This is a genomic window from Alsobacter sp. SYSU BS001988, from assembly GCF_054796215.1.
In genome coordinates this window covers 1-4,539 of sequence record NZ_JBTAMK010000037.1, presented here as the reverse complement: position 1 = coordinate 4,539, position 4,539 = coordinate 1, and the positions used below count along the sequence as shown (strand labels likewise).

5 protein-coding genes are annotated in these 4,539 nt (G+C 59.5%); 3 read left to right on the top strand and 2 right to left on the bottom strand.

What is annotated here, in order from left to right:
- Window positions 1-698: 698 nt before the first annotated feature.
- The gene (locus tag ACYVO7_RS25605; protein WP_460452585.1) at window positions 699-1,034 is read right to left on the bottom strand and encodes a DUF3303 domain-containing protein; all 336 of its coding nucleotides are present in this window, start codon (window positions 1,032-1,034) and stop codon (window positions 699-701) included.
- 959 nt (window positions 1,035-1,993) lie between these two features.
- Window positions 1,994-2,785, bottom strand: a complete 792-nt coding sequence (locus ACYVO7_RS25600; protein ID WP_460452584.1) for an IclR family transcriptional regulator — start codon at window positions 2,783-2,785, stop codon at window positions 1,994-1,996.
- Window positions 2,786-2,922: 137 nt separating this feature from the next.
- Here ACYVO7_RS25600 and ACYVO7_RS25595 point away from each other — a divergent pair, with 137 nt between their 5' ends.
- From ACYVO7_RS25595 to ACYVO7_RS25585, 3 genes are all read left to right on the top strand, one after another.
- Window positions 2,923-3,585: an amino acid ABC transporter permease gene (locus tag ACYVO7_RS25595; protein WP_460452583.1), complete on the top strand. Its 663-nt coding sequence runs from the start codon at window positions 2,923-2,925 to the stop codon at window positions 3,583-3,585.
- Window positions 3,582-4,232: an amino acid ABC transporter permease gene (locus ACYVO7_RS25590; RefSeq protein ID WP_460452582.1), complete on the top strand. Its 651-nt coding sequence runs from the start codon at window positions 3,582-3,584 to the stop codon at window positions 4,230-4,232. Before ACYVO7_RS25595 ends, ACYVO7_RS25590 begins: the two co-directional genes overlap by 4 nt.
- On the top strand, window positions 4,219-4,539 hold a 321-nt coding region (locus tag ACYVO7_RS25585), incomplete at its 3' end, for an ATP-binding cassette domain-containing protein (RefSeq protein WP_460452581.1). The genes ACYVO7_RS25590 and ACYVO7_RS25585, both read left to right, overlap by 14 nt.

Sequence of the window (4,539 nt, the reverse complement as noted above, 5' to 3'; positions counted from 1 at the left end):
CTGAGCCTTGGATCCGGTTGCCGCTCCTTCCAGTCCAGGAACCGCTTCCATTCAGCCTTGATCGCGGAGATCTCCTCCGGAGTGGGATGGACGGCCTTACGCATTCGAACACACCTCGGCGGCAGAGATAGTCCGCCCGAGCCCATGTTCTTCCGGACGTCCATGCCAATCATGCCAATGGCGCCAATCGCAGGTCCAGCACCTATAGCTGTCCAGGCTATCGGCGGAGGCCTGACTAAGGCGCTCTCGCCGGAGACAAAATCAGGGCAATCGGTTCAAGACAATGATGATTTGGAAGTTGGGGCGGTCGATCGCCGGACGATGGGGCATCTCAGGTCAGCTTAGGGCCCAGGTACCGACCTCCGACGCACCTAGACGGTCAAGCAAATCAGGAACAGCGCAGGCGCCTTGTAATCGGCCGTCCCCCGAGCTTCCGCTATCGCGGCCCAGGCTCCGTGCCAATCAGCGTTCCAGGTCGACCGCGGCCACGGTTAAGGCTGACACGACCATCGGCCTTATCAGGACATCGGACATCGAGCGCTCACCACTGGCCTCCTCACCCACGTGTTTGCGAGACAGCATAGCGCGGACAGTTGGAGCCGTATTGCTGGACGTGTTGAGCCCGATGCTCCGGGACTCACGCGTGACGCGTTCGGTCGCGCGTGAGACATCCATCGATGTCATCTCTGGCGCGCCGGCTAGACAGTTGGTCGTCCTGTCCCACTAGGCTGAAGCCCGTCCCGGAAGGCGATGGCCTCGAGTTCAACCCGGACTGCGTCCATGACCGGCACGACTGGTCGCGCCTGGAATTCAAAGGCGGGCAGCATCGAGCAGAACTTGTGCACGGCCAAGGGGTCGTCGCAATCCATCAGCATGTATCCGCCCCAATCCCCAACCCGGATCACGAACATTTCGATCTTGAAGTTCTCGGGTGGCTCCCACTGCGTGAAGACTTCGAGGATACGCTTCTGCGCCCGCTCATATTCTAGGGCCGACCCCTGAGGCCGCTCGTTCCAACTGATGACGTATTTCATGCCAGTGCTCCTGTTCCGGTCACGTTGATGGGCCCTGGTGCATTAGCCGGGAATGCTCAGCTTACCATGGTCTCTGACTTTTTGAGACAAACGGCCGCAAATTCATCAAATCAATGGGGACCGCACACCGGCCTGATTTGGCCATCCATGTCGGGGCGTCAGGAAGCGGTAGGAGCGCGCACGCCATGACCGACTCAAGAGGGGGAAAACGAAGTTCCGGCCGAATTCACCCCAACCCACTTTCGCGCACCCATTCTGGGTGATGACTTCGGTGCTAATGGGCGTATCTTGATCGCTGCTAACTCCTAAAAATCAGGCGGGAGGGTCGCATGTCAGAACCTATCAAAGTGAGCCGACTAGAGACGCGTTCACACGATGCCCCTGACGAGCGGAGGACGCCTAACCTCACCGATGTCGAGATCGTTCGACTCCACGACTGCACGATAGGGCGATTTCGTTTCCAGCCCGGATGGCGATGGTCAGAGTGCATCAAGCCCGTAGCAGGCACGCCGAGTTGCCAGCTATCCCATATGGGCCATGTTGTCTCAGGCCGCCTCCGGATCCGTCTGGATGACGGTTCCGAGACCTCGCTCGAACCCGGGATGTCCTACACCATACCGCCCGGGCACGACGCTTGGGTGGAAGGCGATCAGCCCTTCGTCGGTATCGAAGTCATGAGCGCCGAGCAATTTGCAAAGCGCACAACCTAGGCCTCGCGAGAATTAGCCAGCCGCTGTGGCGTTGTCGTGCAGTAGGCAAGTGAACGCGGTGCGGCGCGCCACCCTGTCACTGTTTTCACTGGAGAAACGAGACCTGCCGAGCACTCATCCGTGTAGCTTCGGAAGGCACCGCTCCATGCCGGCCAACAAGTTGGCACCGGTAAGATCGTTGCCTACGGTCTTCAACGCTCTTCAGGGAACGTCGATTGCGCGTTTTTCACTCGGACGGCGTTCGGCGGATTAAGGCGCTAGCTGGGCTCCGGCTTCGACGCAGGTGAGCTTGAGCGAACCCAAGACTTCTTCCTCATTCGAGGTAGACCGGTGTCGTTGCAAGGAAGGCACCAAAATCGCTGCCTCCGCATGGCCGGAAGGCCCGATGATAGGACAAGCTATATCAGTCACGGCCAAAATGTCTCGGCTCGGGGCGACCCGATGACCCAGAGTTCGAATTTCGGCGAATAGCTTGAGAAATTCCTTTCCTTCTAGCTGTTTCCGCTCTGCTGGGCTTCCGTCGCGCATTAATACGCGTCGGCGTGGTTCTGACTGGAACGCGAGGATAAGGAGGCCAGAATTGGCTTGGAGGGCGGGGCGGCCATAGCCAAGGCGGACGGTCACGGTCGCGTCGAGATGACCCGATGTCGTCGCGATCACAACTGTCTGGGCCCTGCTTAGAACGACTAAATGTGCAGCCTGTCCGGTTTCTTCGCTGAAGCGCTCCATCAAGGGCAGGACGACTGAGGTCAGTTGGCGCCCGCCTGGCGTCCTGATGCCGAGATCGAAAAGACGTCGGGAGAGAGCCAACCTGTCCGTGCCGACTTCCCGGACAAGGTAGCCCCGTTGCTGAAGCACGAAAACCATCCGGAAAATCTCGCTGCGTGAGCGACTGAGCCGCTCGGCGATTGCGCGGGTCGAGAGAGGCTCGCCGACGTCGGCCAGCAGTTCGAGAATGTCCAGCCCCTTCTCGAGCGCCGGCGCCGCATAGGCGATCTTGTCCGCGTTCTCTTGTTCGGATGGTCCGGCCATGCTGTTCATATGTGAAGATTGACATCAAATAAGAACGCCTCGTAGTCTCCTTGTAAAGGGGGATCGATGGAACGGCTTTCGCCCGCTCACTCCAGGTGCTTAAGGCAAGGGGCCGAGCTCCTGCTCGCCAGCCGGCACCCTGCGCCATGAAATACGGGCTTCAATTCCGGGATGTCTTTGCGGCTTGGGAGTCTCTCCTCGGCGGCGTTCTGATCACGCTCTTGCTCTCGGCTGTTGCGATGCTGGGCGGTCTCGTCATTGGAGTGGCCTGCGCCGCCGGCCGGGTTTATGGGCCCAGTTGGCTGAAGCGCGTTGTCAGCGTCTATGTGGAGGTGATCCGCAACACGCCGCTGCTGGTCCAGCTTTTTCTTATCTTTTTCGGCCTGCCCAGCTTTGGGATCCGGCTTGACGGGCTGACGGCGGCAATCATTGCACTGGTGATCAATCTCGGCGCGTATACGACCGAGATCGTTCGCGCAGGTTTTGAAGCTGTGCCGAGGGCGCAGATTGAGGCCGGGCACTCGCTTGGACTGTCAGGCCTTCAGGTGTTCCGCTACGTCGTGGTTTTTCCGGCATTGCAAGCCATGTTCCCGGCGCTTGCCAGTCAGTTCGTGCTGCTGATGCTGGCCACCAGCATCGTCTCGCAGATCTCGGTGGAGGACCTGTTCCACGCTGCGTCGATCGTTCAATCGCGGACCTTTCGTGACTTCGAGGTCTACGCCGTGATCGGGGCGCTCTACCTGGGGCTCGCTTTCGCCTTTCGCGGGCTTTTCGCGGGCGTCTACTATTGGGCGTTCGTCAGGCGATGATCCGCACATTTTCCTATATCGATGTTATGTATCTGATCGCGGCGGCGCGCTGGACGCTGGCCCTGACCGCGACGGCCTTCGCCGGCTCGGCTTTGCTCGGGCTGGTGTTCGCCATTGCTCGTATTTCGCCCATAGCCCCTCTGCGCTGGTTAGTGGCGTTGCATATCCACATCGTGCAGGGCACGCCGCTGCTCGTCTGGCTCTTCATGATCTTCTTCGGCCTGCCCCTCGTTGGCATCTCGGTCAACCCGTGGCTCGCGGCGGCGGTGGCCTTCTCGATTTATGGCAGCGCTTTCTTGGGCGAGATTTGGCGAGGCGCTCTTGTGTCGATCGCCAAGACGCAATGGGAGGCTGGCGCGTCGCTTGGCCTTTCGACGATGGAGCAACTGCGCTACGTGATCGTCCCTCAGTCGGTCCGAATTGCGATCCCTCCAACGGTGGGCTTTCTTGTCCAATTGATCAAGAATACCTCGCTTGCGGCGACGATTGGGCTAGTAGAGCTCACGCGTGAAGGCCAACTCACAGCTGCCGGAACTTACAAACCTTTTGCCGTCTATATTACTGTTGCCTGCATCTACTTCGCCCTGTGCTTCCCTCTTACCCAGTGGAGCCGCTCGCTGGAGCGGAAGCTCGATGCCGCTCGTTGAGATCCAGAACATCAGCAAGAACTACGGCACGCTGGAGGTGCTGAAGGACATTTCCCTCGATGTTGCAAAGGGCGAAGTCGTGGCGTTGATTGGCCGATCAGGCTCAGGCAAAAGCACGCTTCTTCGCTGCCTGAACGGGTTGGAGCCGATCCAGGCCGGCACAATCCGTATCGATGGGGTTCAGGTCAATGACCCCAAGACCAACCTACGCAAGCTCCGACAAGAAGTTGGCATCGTCTTCCAGAGCTTCAATCTGTTCCCGCATCTCTCGGTTAGTGAGAACATCACGCTGGCGCCGCGCGTGGTG